Raw genomic sequence first — 25,732 nt, 5'->3', positions numbered from 1 at the left:
AATGAATACTATTCAAAAGAAATTAGTGGAATCTTATACAACATTAGTAATGGCTGAAAAAATGGCCATAGAAGAAGTGCCTGAAACTAAGTTAATCGGCGGTACAGATTACCCGATTCGTTCAGAAGTGGAAATTGAGATTGCTAATCGAACAATTGCGGCACTTGGGTAATCGTCCGAAAGTGTGCAGTAACTAGTCTTTAATATTAATAGCAAAATTTTATTAAAGGTAATTCCTTCCTTTTGTCGAAATTTAGTAGATGAAAGGGGATTTTAGAAATGAAAAATTATGAGAAATTTAAAACAGATATCAAAAACAATAACGATTTATTATTAGAACTAAAATTAATTAGAAAAAATTTAGAACACGAAGATGTTCTAACACAATTATTTTCTCTATGTAGGGAAACCTTTCTAACCCAATATAATGCAGAAATATTTAAAAATGAAAATGGTAGTTTCGGTTACTTTATTCCAAATGAGGCTTTTAAAGTGTTAGGAAATCATATTAAGGAATTTTTAAACAGTATCAACTTACAGTTATCTAAAGACTCCCTAGGTGAAATAATATTAATTTTAAAAAGTTATTATCATTTAACTGCTACATCGGAAGAAATAGCTAAAAAATCCCATGTGGAACACAATAATGACTCTACGCAGTTCGCCTTATTTGGAACTTTTTATAATTTTACCAGAATTGATTGGGGGATTTTTGAAAAGGGAATAAAAGAGAATATATCTTTTGAATAGGCACTCTCAACCGAGGGTGCTTTTTCAATTTCATCAAGAACCAGCAACGCACTGTGCCGAGCAGTGCTATTTTTAATTGGGCAGGTGTTGACATGGAAAGTCAAACAGTAGCATTAATCGGACTCGTATGTACCGTACTAGGTGCCTTAATTGGATTTTTAAGTTTCAATCGCAATCGAGACAAGGATGTTCGGAACGATGCATCAGAATCAGCGGTAATTCGTACAAAATTGGACGCAATCAATTCAGGTGTAGAATCTATCAGAATTGATATAAAAGCTCAAGAAATGCGTGTAACAGAGTTATCAGAGCGTGTAATTCGTGTAGAGGAATCTAGTAAGCAGGCGCATAAACGATTGGATGAATGGGGGGCGAAATTCTATGAAAATTAACTGGAAAGTACGGTTACAAAGTAAAACATTTTTAGTAGCAGCTTTTAGCTTACTGCTACTATTAGTGCAACAGGTAGCAAATTTATTCGGAATCGATACCACGATTTATAACGAGCGAGTGACTGATATTTTTAATACAGTCCTCGCTATTTTAGTGCTTATCGGTGTTGTGCATGATCCAACAACTACAGGTTTATCGGATAGTGAGCAAGCACTTGGTTATCATAAACCACGTGATGATTTGGACGGTGAACAGAAATGATTAAAGTTGGTTATGATGCAGGACATGGTTTAAGCACACCAGGTAAATGTACACCAGATGGAGAAAAAGAGTGGTCGTTTAACGATAAAATAGCTCGTGCTTTTGCAAAAGAACTATCCATCTATAGCGGTGTAGCTTCAAAACGTTTTGATGATCCAACAGGTAAACGTGATGTACCATTAGATGAACGTACAGATGGGGCAAATAATTGGGGTGCTAATTACTACATTTCATTCCACCATAACGGGAATACTTCGAAGTGGGGTAATTGGACAGGTGTAGAGACTTTTATTTATGTTGGAGATCAACCTAAGAGCTTAGCACTGGCTAAAGCGATTCATCCTGCAGTAGTAAAAGCATACGGACTTCGTGATAGAGGGATTAAGCAAGAAAACCTTCACATTGTACGTGAAACAAAAATGCCAGCCATCTTAATAGAAGGTGGTTTTATGGATAGTACTATTGATATTAAAAAATTACGTGACGATCAAGTGCTTGAAAATGCGGGGCGAATGATTGCTCAAGCATTTGCGAAGTTTTGCGGATTGAAAAAAGCTTCAGTACCAAAGAAGGAGGAAACAGAAGTGGCACAACAATTCTTAAATGAAACTGGACGTAATGAATGTAAAGAAATGATTAAACGCGGTGTTGAAGAATGTTTATTTACAAGTAAGCATGAAAACGTGGATAAATATAATGACACAGAATTAATTAGTTATTCAATGGCTTATCTTAACCGTAAAACAAAATAAATTAGTAAGACCGCCCTCCTGTTTAATTGTGGAGGGCGGTGTTTTTTTATTTATTCATCTAATTCTTTTAGAATTTTATCCAAACCGTGTGTAATGCCAGTTCTGTATCCTTTTTTATAAAACATCGGCATCGAAATAGCATAAACCGCTAACGTTAAAAACGTCGTAAGACCCATAGTCACACCCTTTCTTACATATCAATTTCAAAGTCTTTTGGATCGTACTTCTTTTTGGTCTTCTGAACAATTTCCAAGTTTTCTAATTCTCCACCAGTTAACATATCCGCTTGAATTAACCTCTTTATATAGCGACTAAAATTCTTTTTAGATTCAGCGTACTCGAGTAAACGTTTTTCTAAATCGTCTGTTAAATCAAAATGCATTGATTTTGTTTTGTTTTTTGCTCCCAAAGCGAACACTCCTTCACGAAACCATTAATACCAATTTCGTGAGGGGCAACTTAAATTCCTTCTATAAGAATGCTTCCATTGAATCCGAATCGTCGTCTATTGTTTCTTCTGCATAATGCGTTGTCGCAGTGACAAGGTTGCGGATCTCCATTAAATCATCATAAATTAGACGTTTAATATACTTACTACGATTTCCTTTTGCATGAACGTGATCTAACATTTTTCTTTCCATTTCATCCTGCAAATTCATCCAAATTGAAATAACTGTACGTTCTTTACTCATTTAAACACACCCCTCGCAATGTTATAGAACCCTACAGCATTAGCAAAAGTAGGTTGGACAGGTATTGTATCGTATTGGCGTTTAAGAAGTGGCTGCATCGGCAACGCGCGTACAAAGTGTTTTTCTAAATAAGGTACGATTTTTTCTGCTATCCCTCCACAGACATAAATATCATCGACATTTTTCCATTTTAACTTGGTTGCAAATTGGTAAATAGCTCTTGCTAACGCTTCGTAATCATCTTTATTACGCAATGTCTCGACACCTGTGTTCATCGTGCTACTGGATTTGTGAATGTGCTTTTTATCTTCGATTGTAGCTAGGTTGACAGTGCCGGAACCGATATCGACGATTCTCATTAAACCGGTATTGGGATTACTCCAAAAAGCACCAGAACCTTCAGGAGCGATTCTTACATCTTCAATAGTGAATTTTACATTCTTTTCGTTGACGATAAATTGATGTTCATTTTTCAACATATCGATAATCTTTTTCTTTTCATTTTCTTTGTGCATTTTTAAAGGTTGACCTGTGATGATGCAAACACGATCTATTCCATTACAGTATTTTTCAATGTACCTGTGGATGGCTAGTAAAATACGAATCTTTGTATCTTCGTGTGCCTTTGTGTCTCCATACGTTGTACCATCCCCAAATTCATCCTCGTAAGCCGCAATTGTGCCAGCGTAACCTTTACGTCCGTCAATTTCAAACTCCATATCATCTTGACCGAATGTTTCCTCTACATCACGTTCAAACCAATTGCAGATGTTTGTTTTAAATGAATCGAGGCCGTAAATACCAGCCACCTTCGCTTTGTAGTTACCAGCATCTACACCGAGAATCAATTTACTCATTTTATCCCCTTTCAAAAAATTATTAGAATTCTAATACAAATGTATGTAGCATCATTCCGAAATATTAGAAAACTAATAATTATTTTTTCAGTCTAAACCCCCTCCCTACCGACATATATTGAATTAAACTTAGGAATCCTAAGGTTAAGTGCCAAGAGGGCTTTTAGGGAATCTTAAAGTCTAGGAATCTTTCCCAAGTAAAAACTGCTATTAGGGAGGTGACACAATGAAGGAAGAAGGGGAGAGAAAGATACGATCAGATAAAAAAGTCGATGTTAAACCTACATTGAGTATCGAACTAAAAAACAGCTTGTACACATTTTCTTATTTATGTAACGAACCAGTAAAAGACGTTGCAGAAAAACTATGTCTAGATGGAGCAGTGTCTAAAGTGGTGATTGATGATATATGTAAGTGGTTTAGAAGAAGTTACCAATATAACAACGTAATTGCGGTTGGGGATGCGGATAGACCGAAACTAAAGATAAATTACAGTAGTCAAACGTCTAAAGTGACAATTCGTTTCAAGCGAGAGGATTATGATTTAATATGTAATCTTGCTCATGCACTGGATTTAACACCAACATCAACCGCTGCTTTATTAATAAGGGTATCGCTTAGAAACATCGAATTTATGCAGCAGTACTGTACAAAACATTTGATGGATCTATCCAATGAAAGAAAAAAGAAAATCGATGTGTTTTTAAATGAATTATGGGGATTGATTAAAAAATGAAAGGGAGATTGAATGAAGTTTTTCGCTTTTGATCCAATTACTGCGATTGCGCTTGCGGTCATCGGGGGATATTTAACATTAGTGTTTGGTGCTGAATCGAAAGAAGGTTCGATCGCTTCGGTAACTAAAAACATCTTTAAAGCAGGAGTAACGAAATTAGATGAAAGTATGCAGAATTATATAGAAGAAAAAGATGAAGAAATGCTCGAAAAGATGAAAGCAGTTAAACGCACTGGGGCGAGAGGGGAAGTAAAACCGATTAAGAAAGTTGAAAAAGAGACATACGAAATTGATATGTAAAGGGGATTGGATGAATAAAATCATCGTAAGTAGTTGGATTGCACCTTTGTATTGTGATTTGGAAATTTATTTGGATAATGCAGATAAAATTGTGTTGAAATATAAACAAACTAAATGTCTACCTGATATTGTCCAATCTGTAGAAGGTAAAAGGTATTCGGTAGTAAAGACCGGTGATGAAATTATCGGTTTTAATCAAATATAAAAAGGGGCCAAGGTGATTTTATACCTTGGCCTTTTCTTAGTATGCTGTAGTGATATGTATGTACATCTGCCCATGATTTTTATATCCCCCAAGTGTCCCCCAAAAAATATTGTTTCTTATCGTTTCTTTTTAGAACAAATAATTTATGAATATATAATAAAAAACCCCGAGAATAAAGGCATTGCCTTTACTTCGAGGTTTAGGAAAATTGTATCTTGTTGTACCAAAAAGATTAACGAGAGTAGAACTCAACGATTAATTGTTCTTGGATTTCAGCTGATAATTCAGAACGCTCTGGAAGACGTACAAATGTACCTTCTTTTTTGTCAGCGTCGAATGTTAAATAATCTGGTACGAAGTTGTTTACTTCGATTGCTTCGCCAATTACAGCAAGGTTTTGAGATTTTTCACGAAGAGAAATCGTTTGACCTGGTTTAACGCTGTAAGAAGGGATGTCAACGCGTTTGCCATCAACTAATACGTGACCGTGGTTAACTAATTGACGAGCTCCACGACGAGTACGAGCTAAACCTAAACGGTAAACTAGGTTGTCAAGGCGAGTTTCAAGAAGGATCATGAAGTTTTCACCGTGTAAACCTTGTAATTTAGAAGCTTTGTTGAATAGGTTTTTGAATTGACGCTCAGTCATACCATACATATGACGAAGTTTTTGTTTTTCTTGTAATTGTAAACCATATTCAGATAATTTTTTACGTTGGTTTGGACCGTGTTGACCTGGTGCATAAGGGCGTTTTTCTAATTCTTTACCTGTGCCGCTTAAAGAAATACCAAGGCGACGTGACACTTTCCAAGATGGACCTGTATAACGAGACATAATTTGTCTCCTCCTTTAAATTTGGTTTTTTTGTTGTATAAAACAAAAACCAGTTATACCCGAACTTGAACGCATTTTATTTTCATGTATCTTCGCCCTAGCAGCCGATAGGGTTACACAATACACCATCTGAAGAATAGCGTACACCATAAATGGTAAAGACTATTTGAACAACAATGTGTTATTCAGAGGAATAAAATACAAAACAAGATTATATAACTGCTGCGTTTATTTTACACAAAAAACATTGTATAATTTTTTCTAAATAACGTCAAGAAATAATATCATATAATAGAAAGGGAAATTTGTCCCAATTGTATAAATTTGTTAATGTAACAAATTGTAATATGGTATAGTAAATAGGTGAAATATTAGTTGACAATTGGCTCAAATACTACAATTTTATAGTCATTAAGATATAAAAGGTGTATACTTAAGATGTGTTTATTTCTTTCATGTTAAACGAAAAGGTGATTTTATGATAGAACATCGGCAGACATTAATAAAGATCAAAGCAGATTTATTAAATATTTGCATTAGTTCTGTTGATAAACTAAATAGCTATAGTGAATATTCTACATTGTTACATAATTGCTTAAATCAACATTTTGAAATTGATAAATGTTGTTTTCTTTTATTCGAAGGAGAAACTTTAAAACCATTTAACATAAATTCATCTGAAAATTTTAAGGGAATACCATGGGCTAGTTTTGCTAATTATTTTGGACATCATAAACTCGTACAGATTCCAGAATTATTGCTTGATCATTTAGAATGTGAGCATTTAACCCATATGGTGTTATTAAAAGAAGGGAATTTTGACGTACATGGCGTCTTATTATTAAAATCAACCTCAAAATGGTTAGATTTTATGCATTCTGATTATTTTGAAGATTTCATCGATGTCATGTCAAAAGTTTTACTAATGATCAGTAAAAATGTAGTAGTGCGTCAAAATGAAAATCAATATCGTAAATTATATAACATGACCGATTTATTCCACTCCACGATGGATATAGATCTCATCTTAGAAAATGTACTAATCACGATTCAAGAAAATTTCCCACACTTTAATGTGGAGCTTATATTATCGAATGATCAAGATCGTCAAACAAAAATTCAAATTAAACCGTTTGATTACTTATCAGAACGACCATCAGCAATTGAGGCGTTTGTATCAGGTAATATTACAACGGAACAGGCAACGGATTTAAACTGTTGTTTGTTAAACGCACCAATTAAAGGAAGACAAGCAATCTATGGCATTTTACAAGTAAGCGCACCGTTTTCTTTTGTTTTTTCAAATGCCCAAAAAGATTTTATAAGGATGCTTGCCCATGCTTCGGGTAATGCCCTTGAAAATGCAAAACTTTATCACCAGTCACATCGACTCATAAGTGATTTGCAATTAATTAATGAAACGTCGCACCGATTAAATATGCGATTAGATATTAATGAAATGTTCATGTTCTTGCAAAAACAATTAATGAAATCGTTCCAGCCGATGGAACTTTGTTTTGTACTAAAAGAAAATGGGAAGTTTAAACTAACAGAAGCAGCAACAGACTTATTTAAATCGGATGAAGGTTCGGTATATATTAATCACGTGGCGAAACATTTTGAAACGAGTCAGGATCCATTATTTATTGCCGATTTTAGTCGTCTAATTTCAAAAGATGTTGAATATAAATCGGTCATGGCCATTCCGATGGTTGTTGAACAACGAATTAATGGCTTCAGTATGGTATTGCATAGAGAATCCTATTTCTTCTCCTTTGATAGTTTTAAATTAATGCAATCGTTAATACATCATTCCTCTTTAGCAATTGCGAACTCCATTTTACGTAATCAATTGCAACAAATGGTTGACCATGATCATTTAACAAAGCTATATGCGCGAAGTTACTTGGATAAATTTGTTGAGCATTCGTTACAGCATGATGATTCCGGTATGTTCTTACTAATCGATATTGATAATTTTAAACGAGTAAATGACACATATGGGCATCAAATTGGGGACGAAATTTTAGTGCAAATTGGTAAACGATTAATTAAGACAGTTGGTAAACGGGGTATTAGTGCAAGATGGGGTGGAGAAGAAATGGCCGTTTATGTGCCGAACATCCTTGAAAATGAATCATTACTCCTGGCTGAAGAAATTGTAAAATCCATTCCAGAGGCAACTGACCCTTCTGTAACAATATCAGCAGGCCTGGTGAATTGGAACAATGAAAAAAACGGAGAGTTTCAAACATTGTTTTTACAAGCCGATACAGCACTTTACAATGCCAAAAATAAAGGTAAAAATCAAGTTTGTGTTTACAACGATACAATGTCAATGGAATTATAAAAAACTTACTACGATACGTGGGTGCGCTCAGGTCCCCATTATACGTAGTAAGTTTTTTATTGTTTAAATATGTTTCGTTAACGTATTGATAAACAATTCAAGTCCTTTTTGATCTTCGTATGAGAATCGGCTTTTTATTGGGCTATCGATATCTAATACGCCAATTACTTCATGTTCTTTCATTATTGGAATAACAATTTCTGAATTTGATGCTGCGTCGCAAGCGATATGTCCTGGGAATTCATGAACGTCATCTACAACAATTGTTTCTTTTTTAGAGACTGCAGTACCACAAACGCCTCTTCCAATTGCAATGCGTACACATGCAGGAAGACCTTGGAATGGACCTAAAACAAGTTCATCCTCTTTTAAAAGATAAAAACCTACCCAATTGATATTATCCAAAAATTGATTTAATAACGCAGAAGCATTACTTAAATTTGCAATTTGGTCTGTTTCACCCTCGAGTAAAGCGTCTAATTGTTTGGCAACAGTTTCATATTGAATTTCAACGGATCCTTCATAATTGATTTTTGAGAACATAGGGTAACCTCCAGTAAAACTATTTCTTAAAAATGATGTCGTAGTGTTGGTGCAAATCTTGTGCCGAGTGTGCGTCAGAGCCAAATACAAAAGGTAATTCAATGGACCGCGCATATTCAATCATATGCATTGGTGGATAGGGTTCCTTGCAAAACGATTTGCTTAACCCCGCGCTGTTAACATCTAATTCACAATTTTTTTCTTTCATATATGTTAACAATTCTTTAATTCGGTGATCGTCATCGATTTGTTCGTTGTGAGCTAATTGGAATTTATGTATCAGTGTCGGATGACCAATTCTTTTCGGTTTAAACCGTCCTAAGTTTGCATCAATTGATTTTAGCACAGTATCGTAATATAGGTTGTACATTGCTTCGATTCCACCAACTTTTTGTGCGAAATCTAAATAAACGTCTTCAGAAAAGTCGATACACGTATACGTATCATTGAATTTAAGAAAATGGACAGAAAGGATGGCATCAGTTAGCGAAGGGCCAACGATATCAAGTAACGCTTTTGTTTCTGTCTCATAACCTTCAATATAATCGATTTCAAGCCCAATATTTATTGTAATCTGTTCCGCATACGTTTCTTTTAAAATTTTCAGTTGCTCTAAGTAAGTTGTCAAATATTTTGGTAACATCCCGCTATCTTTATCTGGTGTAGGATCTACAAAATTCGTCGGTAAAGGTGCATGTTCAGTAAAAGAGATTTCTGAAAATCCGCTTTCAATTGCTTTTTGTATATATTTTTCAAAAGCATCATCTGTACCGTGTGGGCAAAAAGGTGTGTGAATATGACCATCTCTTTTCATAAATTAAACCTCCATTTCATTATTAAGACATTACTTTTAAATTCCTGTATTTTCATTCAACAAAACATCAAAAACATGGTATATTATAGTTACGAAAATGCGTAGATGTATGATTTTGGAATAGGGGGCTTACGATGAAGTATATCATCATTGTCGTCATCGTACTATTAGCATTATTTATCGGAGGATTAGTAATCCGACGTAAACATAATGTTGTTATACAACGACTTGAAAAAGAAAAAATGGAAATTCAGCATTATCCAATATTTGAGGAGCTTACGAAAGTGAAAGCGCTCAATATGAATGGACAAACTGAAGAGATGTTTGAACATTGGCGTAACATGTGGACGGAAGTAATTGATGTACATGTAATCAAAATAGATTCTATGCTTTTTGATGCTGAAGAATACATAGATCGATTTAAATTCAAAAAAGCTAGCATGATAGAACGTGAAATTGAGGAATATATAGCCAAATGCGAGCAAAATAAAGCTCAAATCTTAAATGAATTAGATGAGCTTATCGGAAGTGAAGAAAAAAATCGGATCGAAGTGGAACATTTAAAAGATCAATATCGTGCAGCCCGTAAAACTTTATTAGCACACCAACATTCTTTCGGTCCAGCGTTAGGCGCCTTAGAGAAAAAAGTGGAACAGTTTGTGCCGAAATTTGAACAATATGATGCATTAACAGTCGAGGGAAACTATTTACAAGCAAGAGAAATCGTCCTTGCTTTAAATAATGAAGCAAGTGATCTATTCCATTTACTCAATGAAGTACCAAGTCTTTTGACGCATATTCAAACGAAAATTCCAACAGCCATTCACGAACTAAGAAATGGGCAACGTGAAATGGAAGAGCAAGCATATTATTTAAGACATTTAGAACTTACTGAATATCTAAATAAAATTGAAAAAGAACTAGATATTTTAAAAGAACAGTTAGCAAATCTTGAAATCGAAATTGTGGAACCACGAATATATGAAATTAATGATGAAATTGATCATTATTATGACCTTCTTGAGAAAGAAGTAATTGCAAAAAACTATGTAGATAGAAATTGTGAAAGCACCTTTAGTATTTTAAGTGAAGTGTTACATACTACTAGGGAAGTGGGAAATGAAGCCATTTATGTTCAAAATAGCTATCATTTAACGGATAAAGAAGCGGAAATACCAAAAATTGGTTTAAAACAACTGGAAATCATTCAAAAACGTTACGAACTATTATTAGCGCGTGTACATGAGGAAAAATCGGCATACTCTAGCTTGCAGGAAGAGTTAATTGAAATTAGTGAAGAAATCGAGCGTATACAAGAAGAACAAGAGCAATTCTCAAATCGATTGAAAAATTTACGCATTGATGAGAATAAAGCGCGTGCACAACTAGACAACTTAAAGCGACTGCTACAAGAAACAGATCGCCAGTTAAACAAAGCAAACATTCCAGGAGTACCAGAAGAAATGGATGCACGTTTAGAAGAAGCAGAAGAACAGCTGTTTATTGTGATGCAAAGCTTACAGGAAGTACCGCTTAATATGCAATTAGTTCAAAGCAATTTACAAAATGCGAAACATTGTATTCAGGAAGTTAATAGACATGCAAAAGAAATGATTGAAAACGTCATGTTAATTGAACATATGATTCAATATGGAAATCGTTATCGCGCAACAAATACGAGAGTTCATGAATTACTTCTCGATGCAGAAGAAGCATTCAAACAATATCGTTACATAAAAGCATTAGAAGATGCTGCGGCAGCTGTTGAGCAAGCAGAACCAGGAGCAATCAAACGTATTGAAGAGCTTGTTCAAGAAGAGTTGTATGCAAGACAAGGCTAAGGCAGTATGCGGGTATTGACATAAGCGTTATAATAAAATAGAGAATTAAGCCACCTCACAAATTGTGTAGGTGGCTTTCTTCACGACAGAGAAAAGCGTTTATGAACATTTCCGGCATTATTTACTTATTAGCTAAAAGAAGGTAGGGAGACAAATGATATATTTAGATAATAGTGCGACAACGAAACCATATAAAGAAGTTTTAAATACATTTATTCAAGTGAATGAGTCATTTTATGCTAACCCTGCCTCTATTCATGAAGCAGGTGTTGAGTCAAATACTTTACTTGATCGTGCGCGCGGGCAAGTAGCCAATTTACTACATACAGAAAATCAACATGTGCTATTTACAGCTGGTGGAACAGAATCCAATAACTTTGCGATATTTGGTGTACCAAAAGCAAATACTCATAAAGGCAAGCATATTATTACAACGGAAATTGAGCATGCCTCTATTCTTGAAGCAGCTAAATCACTAGAGGCAGAAGGCTATGAAGTGGATTACTTGAAAGTGGACGCAACTGGGACGATCTCTTTACAAGAGCTTCAGGAAAAATTGCGAAAAGATACAGTTTTAGTTAGTATTATGCACGTTAATAACGAGATGGGTGCCATTCAACCAATTGAAGAAGCTGCGAAACTGATTCACGAAAATAGCCGTGCAGCATTTCATGTAGATGCAGTCCAAAGCTTTGGAAAATTGCCCATTCATTTTAATGGTGATGCGGGTCCAGATATTATCTCCATTTCTGGCCATAAAATACATGGTTTAAAAGGATCAGGAGTGATTGCTTTCCGAAAAAAAATGAATATCATTCCGTTTGTTTTAGGTGGAGGTCAGGAATTTGGTCTACGCAGTGGAACGGTAGCAGTCCCTCAAGCCGTAGCACTGGCAAAAGCAGCAAGGATGGCTGCAGAGTATATGGAACAATCAGAACAAAAATATCGAAAATGGCATAATGAACTTTTCGATTATTTAACTAGTTTTGGTGACTCAATTCATCTATTATCGACAAAATTAGGGGCAGCCCATATATTGTCATTTAGCGTAAAAGATTTAAAAGGGGAGATTTTAATTAATGCCCTTCAAAAACAAGGCATCATTGTTTCAACATCAAGTGCCTGCTCTTCAAAGCAAAAGAAAACAAGCCATGTTGTAAAAGCGTTAAATATTCCACCAAACTTCGTCAATGGCGTCATTCGATTAAGTTTTGGGGCGTTAACGAATGATGAAGACATTCAAGAATTTAAAAAAGCTTTCACAAATGTGATGAAAGACTTAAAAGGAGAAATAATAGTATGATTTGGAAAGAGATATTAATTCGTTACGGTGAGTTATCCACTAAAGGGCGAAATAAAAAAGACTTTATTAATCGACTACGTACAAATATTCGTCATACGTTCAATGACATTGCACCATTAAAAATTCAATCTGAGCGAGATCGAATGCACATTGTAATTGAAACGGAAGAACAATATGCTATTTTAATGGAAAGAATGCCAACAATTTTTGGTATTCAATCCTATAGTCCAGTTGCTTACTGTGAAAAAGATTTAGATGCAATGAAAGACTTAAGCTTAAAAATAATGGAACAATTTAAAGACCAAACGTTAACATTTAAGGTGGAAGTGCGTCGTTCAGATAAATCATTTCCATTAGACTCACACGAATTGCAACGTGAAATTGGTGCACATGTGTTAAGAAATAATACAAATATTTCGGTACAAGTAAAAAAGCCGGATATTGAATTACGTGTCGAAGTTCGTCAAGATGCGATTTATATGATGGCACAAGTTCTTCCGGGTGCTGGTGGAATGCCGGTGGGATCTAATGGAAAATCTTTATTAATGCTTTCAGGTGGAATCGATAGTCCGGTTGCTGGTTATTTATTGATGAAGCGCGGTGTACGATTAGAAGCCATTCACTTTTTCAGCCCGCCATATACAAATGATCATTCCCTACAAAAAGTGAAAGATTTAGCCAACGATTTAACAAAATTCGGAGCAAATATTCGATTACATGTAATCCCGTTTACAGAAATTCAAGTGTTAATTAGAGATCGAGTGCCTAGTAATACATTAATGACAACAACTCGTCGATTAATGATGCGAATTGCCGACAAAGTACGAGAAGAGATCGGTGCATTCGGTATCGTAACAGGTGAAAGTTTAGGGCAAGTGGCAAGTCAAACATTAGAAAGTTTAACGGCCATTAATGATGTAACAAATACACCAATTTTAAGACCGCTTATTGCTTATGATAAATTAGAAATTATATCAATTGCTGAACAAATTGGAACATATGAAACATCTATTTTACCTTATGAGGATTGCTGTACAATCTTTACACCAGCAAATCCAAAGACAAAGCCAAAAGTTGAAAAAATTAATTACTATGAAAGCTTCACGGAATTTGATGAATTAATCGAACGTGCAGTGAAAAACCGTGAAGTATATAAATTCCCTGAAGAAAAGACGGAAGATAAATTTGCTGATTTCTTATAGTTTAAGTTTTTAAAAAACCGGAAATACTTACCTCTTATTTTTTGTGTATTAAAAATGTAATATCGCACAATCTATATGCACAAGGAGGTGAGAAACATGACTTCAAACAATAGCGGTAATAGAAATAAGCTAGCTGTACCTGGTGCAGAACAAGCTTTAGATCAAATGAAATATGAAATCGCGCAAGAGTTTGGTGTTCAACTCGGACCTGAAGCGTCTTCTCGTGCAAACGGATCAGTTGGAGGAGAAATTACTAAACGTCTTGTACAAATGGCTGAATCACAATTACGTGGTACTTCTGGCCAATAATGAAAATCAAGGGCTAGTAGCGAAAATGCTACTAGCTTTTAATGTGTATTTTTTTCTGATTACTTAAACATATGTAATTGAAAAAGCAAAGAAATTTAAAATCAAGCATTTTGCTATACGATTTATTATAAATTAAGTGCAATATTCTACATAACATGAGAAAGAGCACTTAAATTTGGTTAAGTCGTATCTCTAAGTAGGGGTTTAAAAAGTTTAGTTTTTTAAACTCAGGGAGAAAGCGATTTTCTTACATACTTCCACTGGTGCTACTAGCAGAATTTACTACTACCTTTTTGTGTATTATTTAATCAATAACGCACATTCTATATGCACAAGGAGGTGAGAGTCATGACAAACAACAACAGCGGAAACAGAAACAAACTTGCTGTACCTGGTGCAGAACAAGCTTTAGATCAAATGAAGTATGAAATTGCTCAAGAGTTTGGTGTTCAACTCGGACCTGAAGCGTCTGCTCGTGCAAACGGATCAGTTGGAGGAGAAATTACTAAACGCTTAGTGCAAATGGCTGAATCACAATTACGTGGTACAAGCGGTCAATAACACTTTAAATGAGGGCTAGTAGCATTTTGCTACTAGCCCTTTTAATATGCTTTGTAAGCGATTTTTTTGTTTAATAAATATTAATAATAACAAAAAATTATTATTGTTTATTAAAGCGTTATACGCATTTTGTATGTAAAATACTCTTTTTCGAGGAATATTTTGAAATTTTTAATGAATATTATTATAATTAGTATAATGTATCAATAGATACACGAATAAGGGGGATACAAATGAGAAGAGAAGACTTATTAGCTCCGCAAGTTTATAACATTGTAGATGAAATTGAAAAGTATGCAAAAGTTGCAAACAAAAAAGCTCTTATCATTCATCATGAAAACGGGGAAATAGAAAAGATCTCTTATGCAGAATTAATGAAAAAAGCAAATAAAGTAGCCAATTTATTTGCAAGTAACGGGCTCACTAAAGGTGATGTTGTACTCGTTATGGTCCCTCGCTCAGAAGAAGCATATGTTACATACATCGGAGCATTAAAGGCTGGACTTACAATTATCCCAAGTTCTGAAATGTTACGCGCAAAAGATATTGATTATCGTATTACACACTCTCAAGCAAAAGCAATTGTTGCTTTTGATAATGAAATTAGTCAGTTTGATGAAGTCGAACATTTAGACGGTTTAAAACTTTTTGTATTTGGTAGTGCTGTTGAACCGTGGATTTCAGTTAATGAAAATTTAGCACAATTATCAGATGTTTTCGAGGATGTGAAAACAAAAGAATCTGATATTGCTTTCCTTTCGTATACAAGTGGAACAACGGGAAATCCAAAGGGTGTTGTGCATTCCCACGGTTGGGGATACGCACATTTACGTACAACAGCAGAACATTGGCTTGGCGTGAAAGAAGATGATATTGTGTGGGCAACTGCAGCACCTGGATGGCAAAAGTGGATTTGGAGTCCATTCTTAGCGGTTCTTGGTAGCGGTGCAACAGCATTTGTTCATAAAGGGCGTTTCGATCCAAAAGACTATCTACAATGTCTTCAAGACAATAAAATCAATGTCCTATGTTGTACGCCAACAGAATATAGATTAATGGCAAAGGTAGACGAGCTAGAACAATATAATCTATCCAGTTTGAGAAGTGCAGTATCTGCTGGTGAACCATTAAATAGTGAAGTAATTAACAAATTTTTAGATGTCTTTTCACTTCAAGTGCGAGACGGATATGGACAAACTGAAAATACATTGCTTGTTGGTACATTACTCGGAATGCAACCAAAACCAGGATCAATGGGTAAACCAACACCTGGGAACATTGTTGATGTCGTAAATGACCAAGGAGAGCCGACGAAACCAGGTGAAGTTGGTGATATTGCGGTTCATTCTTCTACACCCGCATTATTTAAAGGTTATTTAAATGATTTAGAAAGAACACAAATGCAATATCGTGGCGAATGGTTCTTAACAGGGGACCGAGCATATAAAGATGAGGATGGCTATTTCTGGTTTGAAGGTCGTGGGGACGATATTATCGTTTCATCCGGATATACGATTGGTCCATTCGAAGTAGAAGATGCACTAGTTAAACACCCTGCAGTAAAAGAATGCGCGGTTGTTGCAAGTCCAGATGAAATTCGTGGTAGCATTGTAAAAGCGTTTGTTGTATTACGTGATCCAAATTTGAAATCAAGTTCAACGATTATTAAAGAATTACAAGAGCATGTAAAAGAAATTACGGCTCCTTACAAATACCCAAGAGCAATCGAATTTATCGATGAGCTTCCAAAGACTGCATCGGGTAAAATCCGACGCATTGAATTACGTGACCAAGAGCTGAATAAACAAGTAATAAATTAATAGAATAATAGATATTATTTCCTAGGGAATAATGTCGAAAAACGGGGGCCGAATTCGAAAAAATTTGGCCTCCATTTTTTATTAATAAAGTTATTTTAAAAAAATGGGAAACTTTTTGAAACAATTGTACAATTTAAACGTATGTATGATTGGAGGAGGAGTTAGTTAAATGAATATGAAAAGATGGCTCGCATTAGGAGCTGCAGCAATTTTACTTGTGTTTTCCATTGGATTAAACACAGTCATTACGATGTTTACATCAGATTTCTTTAGCGATTTCGATAGTCTAATGAGTACTGAGACGGAGTTATTAGAAACGGTTATTGAACCAGGTGATTTTGGTGAACGCATCGCCTTATTATCAGTAAACGGGACAATTCAAGATGTGGGGTCAAGCACTGCTTGGACAGCGGTTGAATACGATCATCAGCAATTCTTAGCACAATTAGAAAATATTTTATACGATGATTCTGTGAAGGCAGTAGTATTAGAAGTTAATTCGCCAGGTGGTGGTGTAATTGAATCTGCCGAAATTCACGAAAAGTTAGTGGAAATTAAAGAACAAAAAAATATTCCAATATATGTATCAATGGGTTCGATGGCTGCTTCAGGAGGATATTATATTTCTGCACCGGCAGATAAGATTTTTGCACATCGCGAAACGTTAACGGGCTCAATTGGCGTAATTATGCAAAGTTACAATTTCTCTGAACTAGCTGAAAAAGTTGGTGTGAAATTTGAAACAATTAAATCTGGCGAACATAAAGATATGTTCGGAGGTACAAGACCGACGACAGATGAAGAAAGAGCCATGATGCAAGAAATGATTAATGATTCGTATGAGGTGTTCGTAGATGTCATTGAACAAGGTAGAGGAATGTCGGAAGCGGATGTGAAAAAAGTGGCAGATGGACGTATTCTAGGTGGAACACAAGCTGTCAAAGCAGGTCTTGTGGATGAAATCGGTGGCATTGAGGATACAATAGCATCACTACGAGCAGACTTTGATTTAGAAAATGCAGAACTATTCGAATATGATACAAGTTTTGGTGATTTTACATCCTTATTAGGGATGAAAATTAGCTCATTCTTCGGTCCATCAGCTGAAGAACGTATGTTATCAAAGTTAATGTCTAGCCATGATGCGCCTCGTATGATGTACATGTACGGTGAATATTAAGGAGGGGTAAAAGATGTCGGAATTTGAAAAGGACACAAATGTCTCAAATACAGAAAGCGAAATCGTGCCCACTCCTAATATGTATGCCACACAAGAAATTGAACAAATTGAAGAAAAAACGGCTGGATTTTGGATGCGTTTTTGGGCCTTTATCATTGATTCCTTAATCGTAAGTGCAATCGTTGGCATATTAGTAAATCCCATTTTCCATCTTTTTGGATGGAGTTTAGCAGAAAACAATTGGTATGCACCTATGACGATTATTTCGGGATTATTTTATTATGCATACTTTGTTTTATTAACAAAGTTTTGGAATCAAACAATTGGCAAAATGATCTTCGGTTTGAAAGTAAAGTCGATCAATGGTGCACCACTTGATTGGGCGACAGTGTTATTCAGAGAAGTAATTGGACGATTTATTAATAATACGATCATCATTTTATATGTTATTGCTGCATTTATGCCGAAAAATAAAGGGTTACATGACGTCATAGCAGATACAGTTGTTGTGCATGAAAAAGTCTTTATTAAAAATAAAGTGGTTGTGCATCAACCTCCAAATGTAGAGAATGATTCTGTAAGTACTACGATATAAGGTTACCGAAGCCATCTGTCATGTGATAGATGGTTTTTTCATGAATTTAATAAGTTAAGTTATTTGCAAAAATTCAAATACCTTTAGTAAGATGAATTTAGAAAAGGAGGATGAATGATGGTTCAAATAACATTTATTAACAAACCAGTAACATTAGTAGGGAAAGAAGTGAAGGTGGGCGATCGTGCGCCAGAATTTACAGTACTAGCGAACGATATGTCGCCCGTTTCACTAAAAGATTCAGCAGGGAAAGTACGATTAATTGCATCAGTTCCTTCTTTAGATACAGGTGTATGTGATGCAGAAACGCGCCGTTTTAATGAAGAAGTTGCAGGTTTAGGTGGAGATGTAGCTTTCTATACAGTGTCAGTGGATTTACCATTTGCTCAAAAACGTTGGTGTGCGGCGGCTGGAATCGAAGGCGTTCATACTGTTTCTGACCACCGTGAACTTTCATTTGGCGAGAACTACGGAGTTTATATGCAAGAAAACCGTCTGCTTGCACGTGCCGTATTTGTAATTGACCGAAATGATACAGTGACTTATGTTGAGTATGTTCCTGAGGGGACAAGCCATCCAAATTACGAAGCTGCTATCGACGCGGTGAAAGAGGCATTGGCGAAATAATTTGTTTTTCCATGGATACTTGTAGTACTATTTAAGTATAAGATAGGCTTAATAAGCATGAAAAATATGAAGTACATGTTCACCCACTCAAACTACTGAGTGGGTTGTTCATTTCAGAAGGAGTCTATGATGGAAAAATTTGAACAAATATTTTCGTATATTAATGAAAAGACAATAAACTATGAGCAATCCGAAAACATCTCTTTTTTAGATGGAATCTTACTTGCTCTTGAGGATGCCCTCGAAGAAAAAGAAACATGGGTAGGAAAAGATGCGACAAAAGAAGATATTCGTAAAGCGATTCAAATTGCTATTTTAAAAGGAATGAGAAAAACTTCTCAACCAAATCATCAAATGACACCTGACACACTTGGGCTACTTGTTGGTTATTTTGTAGAGCAGTTTTTCGAAGTGCATTTAAAGCAAAATGAAATCTCAATTTTAGACCCAGCAGTTGGTACGGGGAATTTACTTTTTACAGTAATGAACTTACTGAATGGGAAAGTATCAGCAGCAACGGGTATCGAAGTAGATGAGTTGTTAATTCGTCTAGCTGCGGATACGGCTGAATTAATTGAACAGCCTGTACTGCTTTACCATCAAGATGCATTGCAAAAAATGCTTGTTGATCCGGTAGATGCAGTTGTTTGCGATTTGCCAGTGGGGTATTATCCAAACGAGGACGTGGCACTTGATTATGAATTGTGTGCCCATGAAGGAATGAGCTATGCACATCATTTACTAATTGAGCAATCGATTAATCATACGAAAGAAGGCGGCCTTCTATTTTTCTTAATCCCTGCCAACTTGTTTGAGACAGAGCAGGCAAAAGAACTACATAAATTTTTAAAAACGCAAGTATGGATTCAGGCTGTAATTCAGTTGCCAGAAAATCTATTTGCTTCAAAAGCTCATGAGAAGAGCATGTTAATCTTGCAAAAGCAAAGTAAGCAGTTAAGAGCTCCTCGAGAAGTATTGTTAGCGAAAGTTCCGAATATGTCCAATAAACAAGCACTTTCGATGTTCTTTGAAAAAGTGCAAATGTGGAAAGAAAACAAATAAATGAAAAAGAGCGAACATCTTTTGTGTTAAATAAGATGTTCGCTTCTTTATTTAAAATAAAAACCAGAGGAAATTGAATTCCTCTGGTTTGTTTAATTAGTCATTATCAGGTGTTCTAACAACTAAAACGTCACATTGTGATGAACGAACGATTGCTTCTGAAACAGAACCAATTAGGAAACGTTCAACCGCATTTAAACCAGTAGCACCACAAACGATTAAATCTGCATCTACTAATTTAGAAAGCTCTTTTGTAATAATTGTTTTAGGAGAACCGTATTCAATTACAACGTTTACATTTTTAACGCCAGCATCTTCAGCTTGTTTTTTATAGCCAGCTAATAATTCTTCTGAAAAACTTTGTGCACGTTCAGCAATTGAGCGATCATATGCTTCGATTGCTGCAAACGAACGAGTGTCGATTACGTTTACTAAATTTAATTTAGCATCTTGGTTTCTTTTTGCAACATCGATTGATTTTTTAAATGCGTATTCAGCTTCTTTAGAACCGTCTACCGCTACTACAATACTTTTATAGTGAGTCATTTTAATTCCCCCTTTGAGATATACTCTATTATATCAGATGGTAAAATAATTAAAATATGTATTAACAAATTTAGTTAATAGTTCACAAATATTTCTAATTAAAAACATAGAATTGTCGTTTTTCAACATAATATTCTTAGAAGTGATCAGTATAAAGTTTTAAATATTATTATTTACTAATTTACTATATTCACAGTAATTAACTTTGTATTTGAATTATTTTAAATTATTATTCATTTAAACTTAATCTTTTTTTGATTTATTGATATGATAGTTTTACCTTCAATTTTTCAAAAATTCCTTACGATTTGTAGCGGAAGTTGTTTGAAAAATAGGTTAAGAGTTTATTGGGTTTTACACCCGATAGAAATGAAGTGAAAACCTCTGGCAAAAGACAGATTTAGAGTGAGTTTAGATTGCTGTTTAAAATCTGAATGCAAGTTGCCAAGGTGTATTTGGTTTATGAATTTTTACAACAAGGAGTGTATCGGTGATGAAGATTGGAGTACCAAAGGAAATCAAAAACAATGAATACCGAGTAGCAATGACACCAGCTGGAGTAGTAACGCTTACAAGTGCTGGTCATGAAGTTTTTATTGAAACTGGTGCCGGACTAGGATCAGCCTTTACGGACGAAGATTACATTGCTGCTGGAGCGAAAATAGTTTATACAGCAGAAGAAGCATGGTCTCAAGAAATGGTGATGAAAGTAAAGGAACCAATTTCGTCTGAGTATGTGTATTTTCATGAGGGATTAATTTTATTTACTTATTTACATTTAGCTCCTGAGTTTGAATTAACACAGGCTTTACTAGATAAAAAGGTTGTAGGAATTGCTTATGAAACTGTTCAACTCCCAAATCGATCTTTACCATTACTGACACCAATGAGCGAAGTAGCTGGGAAAATGTCGGTGCAAATTGGTGCACAATATTTAGAAAAAATGAACGGTGGGACAGGCATACTTTTAGGTGGTGTATCCGGTGTTCAACGTGGCAAAGTAACGGTTGTTGGTGGTGGGATGGCTGGAACGAATGCAGCTAGAGTAGCAGTAGGTATGGGTGCTCATGTAACAATTTTAGATGTAAATCCTGAGCGTCTCCGTCAATTAGAAGATATTTTCGGTCACTCTGTTCAAACATTAATTTCGAATCCTTATAATATTGCTGAGTCGGTAAAAGAGTCAGATTTAGTCATTGGTTCCGTATTAATACCAGGTTCGAAAGCGCCTAAATTGGTAACAGAAGAAATGGTCAAGTCGATGCGTCCGGGATCAGTTATTGTTGATATAGCAATTGATCAAGGAGGAAGTTTTGAAACGACGGACCGCGTCACAACGCATGATGACCCGATTTATATTAAACATGGTGTAGTTCATTATGCAGTTGCCAATATGCCAGGAGCCGTACCGCGAACATCTACAATTGCCTTAACAAATAATACAGTACCGTATGCATTGCAAATCGCAAATAAAGGCTATAAACAAGCGTGTATTGATAATGAAGCATTGAAAAAAGGTATTAATACATTGAATGGATATGTTGTTTATAAAGCCGTTGCAGAAGATCAAGGGCGTGAGTATGTACCGGTAGATACAATGTTACAGTAATGAAAAAGCTGCTTTGGGATGCCAAAGCAGCTTAATAATTTAATCTATTATTTAAAGTACGAGAAGTTCTTTCGTAAATTTTGTTAATACTTCCACACCGTTTGTAGTAACAACAACATCATCTTCTATTCGAACACCTGTTACGCCTTCTTTATATACACCAGGCTCGATTGTAAAGACCATGCCTGGTAGAAGCTCCATCTCGTTTGTCCCCGTTACAGAAGGAAATTCATGAACGGATATTCCAAGACCGTGACCTAAGCGGTGTGTGAAATATTCACCAAAACCTGCATGGGTGATCGTATCTCGTGCGATTTTATCTAAATCCATTGCGCGAATCCCTGGTTTTACAGCGTTGATTGCATTTTCATTGGCTGCTCGGACTGCATGATAAATTGACTTTTGCTCCTCGGAAGGTTCACCAAATGCGACTGTTCTTGTTATGTCTGAACAATAGCCATCGTAAATAACGCCTAAGTCGAATAAAATCATATCGCCTTTTTGAATTTTGCGGCTCCCTGGTGTACCGTGGGGGCTTGCCGTTTTAGGGCCAGAAAGTACCATCGTTTCAAAGGACATAGTATATCCTTTTTCTTTGATGGCATTTTCGATCGCTGTTAAGATTTCCAGCTCTGTTTTTCCTTCAGCAATTTCTTTACATCCAACTTCAATTGCATAATCTGCTAGTTTCGCAGCTTGGCGCATTTTTTCTAGTTCCACATCATCTTTAATCACACGCATTTCGTTTATTTTATCATCTAAACGGATAAAATTCGCTTGGGGATATAACTGTTGCAACGCTTCTAAACGTTCGACCGTTAAATGAGATTTTTCAATGGCTAAACTAGAAAGTGTGATTCCTCGTGATGTAATGGCATTGTTTAGCACTTCCCATGGATTATCTGTATCTAAATGACTAATTGCTTCATATGGCCAACCAGCTTGACGAGCATCGGGAACTTCCATTTGTGGGCAAATTAATAAAGGTGGTGCATCTTTGAAAACCATCACACCAAGTAGGCGTTCATGGGGATTACTTTTAAAATTGGACACGTAAAAAACATTATCAGGTGTCGTGATCAATGCCGCATCATAGTTGTTTGTTTGTAAATATTTTTGTAGTTCTACTATTTTATCCATATCAAAATCCTCCTCGGATATACAATTAATGAAGATGTTTTCACCTAATATAGTATAGCAAAAAGAAGGAAATAAACCTCTGAAAGACGAATTTAAAAAAGGATGCAAGTGATGAATAAGGAGGATAAATGATGGAAATTTCTTATCATGGACATTCTGTAGTTAAAATTAAAACAAGCGATGCGAACATAATTATTGATCCGTTTATTAATGGAAATAGCCTTACTGATTTGAAGGTAGCAGAAGAAAAGCCAGATGTTATTCTACTGACACATGGACATAACGATCATGTAGGAGACACAATTGAATTAGCAAGAGCAAATAATTCCCTCGTTATTGCGCTAAATGAATTAGCTGTTTATTTACAATCACAAGGTATTAATGCACATCCAATGGGAGTAGGGGGCGCATATGAGTTTCCATTCGGGAAGGTGAAATATACGTTAGCATTCCATGGCTCTGTCTATGAAACAGAGAACAATGAAATGATTAATACAGGTAACCCAGGCGGTATATTGCTATACGCGGAAGGTTTAACGATTTACCACGCAGGCGATACAGCATTATTTGGTGATATGAAATTAATTGGCGATCGTAATGAAATTGATGTAGCATTTTTACCAATTGGAGACAATTTTACAATGGGTCCTGAAGATGCAGCCTATGCAGTTTCATTGTTAAAACCAAAACATGTTGTACCGATACATTACAATACATTCCCGATCATTAGCCAAGATCCGACGAAATTTGCAGAGTTAGTGAAGGATAGTAACGTTCAAATTTTAAATGCTGGTGATAAAGTAGTTCTTTAAGATGAATTTCTCCAATTAAGAAAGTACCTTTACATTAGGCTACTTTCTTAATTTTTTCACCTAATAGACCTTCCAATCATCACTATACATAATTGAAATGTGATACACTTATGGCAAGGAAAGATAGATGGGAATAGGTGATAACCATGTCAACAAAACATGAGAAAATTTTACAATATATCGAGTCATTACCTGTTGGCGATAAAATATCAGTTCGACAAATTGCAAAGGAAATGCAGGTTAGTGAAGGTACTGCCTATCGTGCAATTAAGGAAGCTGAAAATCGCCGGTTAGTGAGTTCCATTGAACGTGTTGGAACGATTCGAATCGAAAAAAAGAAAAAAGAAAATATAGAACGTTTAACCTTTGCTGAAATTGTAAATATAGTAGATGGACAAGTGTTAGGTGGGAAGGCAGGGTTACATAAAACATTAACGAAATTCGTTATTGGTGCTATGCAACTTGATGATATGATGCGTTATACTGATGCTGGAAGTCTTCTAATTGTTGGGAATCGTATTCAAGCACATCAAAACGCCTTAAAAGCAGGTGCAGCGGTTTTAATTACGGGTGGATTTGATACAACCGAAGAAAATAAACGCTTAGCTGATGAGTTAGAGTTGCCGATTATTTCCTCTAGTTATGATACGTTCACAGTAGCAACGATGATTAACCGTGCAATCTATGACCAACTAATCAAAAAAGATATTTTATTAATAGAAGATATTTATATCCCAATGGAGGAAACAGCAACATTAAGAAATACGGATTCCATTGCTGACTTCCAAAATTTAAATATGAAAACATCCCATGGCGCATTTCCAGTATTAACCCATACGAATAAATTAGTCGGTATGGTAACCGTAAAAGACGTCATTGGAAAAGAAGATCACGAACCGATTGATAAAGTGATGACGAAAAATCCAATTTCCGGATCCATGAAAACGAGTGTTGCCTCAGCAGGTCACCGTATGATTTGGGAAGGGATTGACTTACTTCCTATTGTAAATGATGATGGGATTCTTCAAGGAGTAATCAGTCGCCAGGACGTCTTAAAGGCATTGCAACATGCACAAAGACAACCGCAACATGGCGAAACAATTGATGACCTTGTGAAAAGTGAAATGAAAGTAATGGGTGAAGAGGATGTCGTTGTGGAGTTTACCGTTACTCCTCAAATGACAAATCATTATGGAGCGATTTCATATGGTGCATTTACAACGTTACTAGCCGAAGTAGGGGCCTTTGCACTGAAAAGACGAAAACGTGGCGATGCTGTTGCAGAAAATATGACCATTTACTTTATTAAGCCAATCCAAATGGAAAGCGTCTTAACTGTAGTGCCTCATATTTTAGATATGAGTCGTAAATTTGTTAAAATGGATTTTGATATATTTAATGGCAATACACTTGTAGGGAAAGCAATGATGATGTTCCAGTTATTAGAACGATAATCAGTCCGAGGCTCGATCTTCATTCAGCTAATATTTATTTGCTGAATGAAGATAAAAAGGCTAACTCAAACGTATTGTTTGGGTCAGCCTCCTAACAGTGTCTAGCTACAGGTGCTAGCTCCTCGACAACTTCGCAAATCGCCTTCAAGGACAAAAAGCGTCCTTTCGACGATTCTTCTGACG

31 protein-coding genes are annotated in these 25,732 nt (G+C 35.6%); 22 read left to right on the top strand and 9 right to left on the bottom strand.

What is annotated here, in order from left to right; translation table 11 throughout:
• Position 1: 1 nt before the first annotated feature.
• From EK386_RS20140 to EK386_RS02105, 5 genes are all read left to right on the top strand, one after another.
• Entirely contained in the window at positions 2–172 is a 171-nt protein-coding gene (locus EK386_RS20140; protein WP_158674358.1) for a CD1375 family protein, read from the top strand.
• A 107-nt stretch (positions 173–279) separates the two neighbouring features.
• Positions 280–750 (top strand): hypothetical protein, encoded by a 471-nt coding sequence (locus EK386_RS02120; protein ID WP_126657367.1) that lies wholly within the window; start codon positions 280–282, stop codon positions 748–750.
• 92 nt (positions 751–842) lie between these two features.
• Positions 843–1,142, top strand: coding sequence for a hypothetical protein (locus EK386_RS02115; RefSeq protein WP_126657366.1), 300 nt, complete (start codon positions 843–845; stop codon positions 1,140–1,142).
• Positions 1,132–1,404 carry a phage holin gene (locus tag EK386_RS02110; RefSeq protein WP_126657365.1) on the top strand — a complete coding sequence of 91 codons (273 nt, stop codon included), beginning with the start codon at positions 1,132–1,134 and terminating at the stop codon, positions 1,402–1,404. The genes EK386_RS02115 and EK386_RS02110 overlap by 11 nt, the downstream gene beginning before the upstream one ends.
• Positions 1,401–2,156, top strand: coding sequence for an N-acetylmuramoyl-L-alanine amidase family protein (locus EK386_RS02105; protein WP_126657364.1), 756 nt, complete (start codon positions 1,401–1,403; stop codon positions 2,154–2,156). Before EK386_RS02110 ends, EK386_RS02105 begins: the two co-directional genes overlap by 4 nt.
• A 50-nt stretch (positions 2,157–2,206) precedes the next feature.
• On the opposite strand, the gene EK386_RS20565 is transcribed toward EK386_RS02105, so the two are convergent.
• The 4 genes from EK386_RS20565 to EK386_RS02090 form a co-directional block, all read right to left on the bottom strand.
• Positions 2,207–2,332, bottom strand: coding sequence for a hypothetical protein (locus EK386_RS20565; RefSeq protein WP_281274237.1), 126 nt, complete (start codon positions 2,330–2,332; stop codon positions 2,207–2,209).
• Positions 2,333–2,346: 14 nt separating this feature from the next.
• Positions 2,347–2,565: a hypothetical protein gene (locus tag EK386_RS02100; protein ID WP_126657363.1), complete on the bottom strand. Its 219-nt coding sequence runs from the start codon at positions 2,563–2,565 to the stop codon at positions 2,347–2,349.
• Between the two features lie 61 nt (positions 2,566–2,626).
• A complete protein-coding gene (locus tag EK386_RS02095; protein WP_126657362.1) occupies positions 2,627–2,848 on the bottom strand; it encodes a hypothetical protein in 222 nt (73 codons plus the stop codon).
• Positions 2,845–3,705 (bottom strand): ParM/StbA family protein, encoded by an 861-nt coding sequence (locus tag EK386_RS02090; protein WP_126657361.1) that lies wholly within the window; start codon positions 3,703–3,705, stop codon positions 2,845–2,847. Before EK386_RS02090 ends, EK386_RS02095 begins: the two co-directional genes overlap by 4 nt.
• Positions 3,706–3,931: 226 nt before the next feature.
• On the opposite strand from EK386_RS02090, the gene EK386_RS02085 reads away from it, so the two are divergent.
• From EK386_RS02085 to EK386_RS02075, 3 genes are read left to right on the top strand one after another with little or no spacing between them, the layout of a single operon-like run.
• Entirely contained in the window at positions 3,932–4,441 is a 510-nt protein-coding gene (locus tag EK386_RS02085) for a hypothetical protein (RefSeq protein WP_126657360.1), read from the top strand.
• Between the two features lie 12 nt (positions 4,442–4,453).
• The gene (locus EK386_RS02080; protein WP_126657359.1) at positions 4,454–4,741 is read left to right on the top strand and encodes a hypothetical protein; all 288 of its coding nucleotides are present in this window, start codon (positions 4,454–4,456) and stop codon (positions 4,739–4,741) included.
• Positions 4,731–4,946 carry a hypothetical protein gene (locus tag EK386_RS02075; protein WP_158674357.1) on the top strand — a complete coding sequence of 72 codons (216 nt, stop codon included), beginning with the start codon at positions 4,731–4,733 and terminating at the stop codon, positions 4,944–4,946. The genes EK386_RS02080 and EK386_RS02075 overlap by 11 nt, the downstream gene beginning before the upstream one ends.
• A 232-nt stretch (positions 4,947–5,178) precedes the next feature.
• Here EK386_RS02075 and rpsD read toward each other — a convergent pair whose 3' ends face one another.
• Positions 5,179–5,781, bottom strand: coding sequence for a 30S ribosomal protein S4 (rpsD, locus tag EK386_RS02070; RefSeq protein ID WP_126657357.1), 603 nt, complete (start codon positions 5,779–5,781; stop codon positions 5,179–5,181).
• A gap of 478 nt (positions 5,782–6,259) precedes the next feature.
• Between rpsD and EK386_RS02065 the strand changes: the two genes are divergently transcribed.
• Positions 6,260–8,131, top strand: coding sequence for a sensor domain-containing diguanylate cyclase (locus tag EK386_RS02065; protein WP_126657356.1), 1,872 nt, complete (start codon positions 6,260–6,262; stop codon positions 8,129–8,131).
• Positions 8,132–8,194: 63 nt separating this feature from the next.
• On the opposite strand, the gene EK386_RS02060 is transcribed toward EK386_RS02065, so the two are convergent.
• The gene (locus tag EK386_RS02060; protein WP_126657355.1) at positions 8,195–8,674 is read right to left on the bottom strand and encodes a free L-methionine (R)-S-oxide reductase MsrC; all 480 of its coding nucleotides are present in this window, start codon (positions 8,672–8,674) and stop codon (positions 8,195–8,197) included.
• A gap of 19 nt (positions 8,675–8,693) precedes the next feature.
• Positions 8,694–9,488 carry a histidinol-phosphatase HisJ gene (gene hisJ / locus EK386_RS02055; protein WP_126657354.1) on the bottom strand — a complete coding sequence of 265 codons (795 nt, stop codon included), beginning with the start codon at positions 9,486–9,488 and terminating at the stop codon, positions 8,694–8,696.
• Between the two features lie 134 nt (positions 9,489–9,622).
• On the opposite strand from hisJ, the gene ezrA reads away from it, so the two are divergent.
• The 10 genes from ezrA to EK386_RS02005 all read left to right on the top strand — a co-directional run bounded on the left by ezrA (position 9,623) and on the right by EK386_RS02005 (position 19,988).
• The gene (gene ezrA / locus EK386_RS02050) at positions 9,623–11,329 is read left to right on the top strand and encodes a septation ring formation regulator EzrA (RefSeq protein WP_126657353.1); all 1,707 of its coding nucleotides are present in this window, start codon (positions 9,623–9,625) and stop codon (positions 11,327–11,329) included.
• 154 nt (positions 11,330–11,483) lie between these two features.
• Positions 11,484–12,632 carry a cysteine desulfurase family protein gene (locus EK386_RS02045; protein ID WP_126657352.1) on the top strand — a complete coding sequence of 383 codons (1,149 nt, stop codon included), beginning with the start codon at positions 11,484–11,486 and terminating at the stop codon, positions 12,630–12,632.
• A complete protein-coding gene (gene thiI, locus EK386_RS02040; RefSeq protein WP_126657351.1) occupies positions 12,629–13,834 on the top strand; it encodes a tRNA uracil 4-sulfurtransferase ThiI in 1,206 nt (401 codons plus the stop codon). The genes EK386_RS02045 and thiI overlap by 4 nt, the downstream gene beginning before the upstream one ends.
• A 96-nt stretch (positions 13,835–13,930) precedes the next feature.
• On the top strand, positions 13,931–14,143 hold the full coding sequence (locus EK386_RS02035; RefSeq protein ID WP_126657350.1) for an alpha/beta-type small acid-soluble spore protein: 213 nt from the start codon (positions 13,931–13,933) through the stop codon (positions 14,141–14,143).
• 348 nt (positions 14,144–14,491) lie between these two features.
• A complete protein-coding gene (locus tag EK386_RS02030; RefSeq protein ID WP_126657349.1) occupies positions 14,492–14,704 on the top strand; it encodes an alpha/beta-type small acid-soluble spore protein in 213 nt (70 codons plus the stop codon).
• Positions 14,705–14,937: 233 nt separating this feature from the next.
• Entirely contained in the window at positions 14,938–16,524 is a 1,587-nt protein-coding gene (gene mbcS, locus EK386_RS02025) for an acyl-CoA synthetase MbcS (RefSeq protein ID WP_126657348.1), read from the top strand.
• Positions 16,525–16,693: 169 nt separating this feature from the next.
• Positions 16,694–17,704 carry a signal peptide peptidase SppA gene (sppA, locus tag EK386_RS02020; protein WP_126657347.1) on the top strand — a complete coding sequence of 337 codons (1,011 nt, stop codon included), beginning with the start codon at positions 16,694–16,696 and terminating at the stop codon, positions 17,702–17,704.
• Positions 17,705–17,717: 13 nt separating this feature from the next.
• Complete coding sequence (locus EK386_RS02015; protein ID WP_179965984.1) at positions 17,718–18,299, top strand: RDD family protein; 582 nt, start codon at positions 17,718–17,720, stop codon at positions 18,297–18,299.
• Positions 18,300–18,416: 117 nt separating this feature from the next.
• On the top strand, positions 18,417–18,926 hold the full coding sequence (tpx, locus tag EK386_RS02010) for a thiol peroxidase (RefSeq protein WP_126657346.1): 510 nt from the start codon (positions 18,417–18,419) through the stop codon (positions 18,924–18,926).
• A gap of 129 nt (positions 18,927–19,055) precedes the next feature.
• The gene (locus tag EK386_RS02005; protein WP_126657345.1) at positions 19,056–19,988 is read left to right on the top strand and encodes a class I SAM-dependent methyltransferase; all 933 of its coding nucleotides are present in this window, start codon (positions 19,056–19,058) and stop codon (positions 19,986–19,988) included.
• A gap of 96 nt (positions 19,989–20,084) precedes the next feature.
• On the opposite strand, the gene EK386_RS02000 is transcribed toward EK386_RS02005, so the two are convergent.
• Entirely contained in the window at positions 20,085–20,534 is a 450-nt protein-coding gene (locus tag EK386_RS02000; protein WP_126657344.1) for a universal stress protein, read from the bottom strand.
• Between the two features lie 493 nt (positions 20,535–21,027).
• On the opposite strand from EK386_RS02000, the gene ald reads away from it, so the two are divergent.
• Complete coding sequence (ald, locus tag EK386_RS01995; protein WP_126657486.1) at positions 21,028–22,143, top strand: alanine dehydrogenase; 1,116 nt, start codon at positions 21,028–21,030, stop codon at positions 22,141–22,143.
• Between the two features lie 51 nt (positions 22,144–22,194).
• Here the strand turns inward: ald and EK386_RS01990 are convergent, their stop codons facing one another.
• Complete coding sequence (locus EK386_RS01990; RefSeq protein ID WP_126657343.1) at positions 22,195–23,283, bottom strand: M24 family metallopeptidase; 1,089 nt, start codon at positions 23,281–23,283, stop codon at positions 22,195–22,197.
• Positions 23,284–23,414: 131 nt separating this feature from the next.
• On the opposite strand from EK386_RS01990, the gene EK386_RS01985 reads away from it, so the two are divergent.
• Positions 23,415–24,095 (top strand): metal-dependent hydrolase, encoded by a 681-nt coding sequence (locus EK386_RS01985; RefSeq protein ID WP_126657342.1) that lies wholly within the window; start codon positions 23,415–23,417, stop codon positions 24,093–24,095.
• 146 nt (positions 24,096–24,241) lie between these two features.
• Positions 24,242–25,549: a DRTGG domain-containing protein gene (locus EK386_RS01980; protein ID WP_126657341.1), complete on the top strand. Its 1,308-nt coding sequence runs from the start codon at positions 24,242–24,244 to the stop codon at positions 25,547–25,549.
• Positions 25,550–25,732: the final 183 nt, after the last annotated feature.

It is taken from the genome of Lysinibacillus antri (genome assembly GCF_003977595.1).
In the GTDB taxonomy this organism is placed as follows: Bacteria; Bacillota; Bacilli; order Bacillales_A; family Planococcaceae; genus Ureibacillus; species Ureibacillus antri.
The sequence above is the reverse complement of the archived record's forward strand: the minus strand, read 5'-3'. Positions and strand labels throughout refer to the sequence as shown.